The sequence below is a fragment of the Cobetia sp. SIMBA_158 genome, assembly GCF_046566945.1.
In the GTDB taxonomy this organism is placed as follows: domain Bacteria; phylum Pseudomonadota; class Gammaproteobacteria; order Pseudomonadales; family Halomonadaceae; genus Cobetia; species Cobetia amphilecti.
In genome coordinates this window covers 1-243 of record NZ_JAWJYL010000938.1, presented here as the reverse complement: position 1 = coordinate 243, position 243 = coordinate 1, and the positions used below count along the sequence as shown (strand labels likewise).

Below are 243 nucleotides of genomic sequence, written 5' to 3'. Positions count from 1 at the left end.
AGCTCGGACGCAAGCCGGTGATCGTCTGGTCGTTCGTGCTGTGTGCGCTGTCGCTGGCGCTGGCGGGCGTCTATCACGCGTCGTCGGTGTATGTCGTCGCGATCTTCTGCTCGCTGTCGCTGGGGCTGATGGCGTCGGGCTTCATCACCGCGTACGTCTATACGCCTGAGCAGTATCCGACGAGCATCCGCGCGTCCGGCTGCGGGCTCGGCAGCGCATGGCTGAAGATCGCATCGTTCGCCG

The 243-nt window shown here is 65.4% G+C and carries 1 pseudogene; it reads left to right on the top strand.

The annotated features are described in order from the left end of the window. Positions 1–243: pseudogene (locus tag R2R70_RS22565) on the top strand (hypothetical protein); the annotation flags it as partial.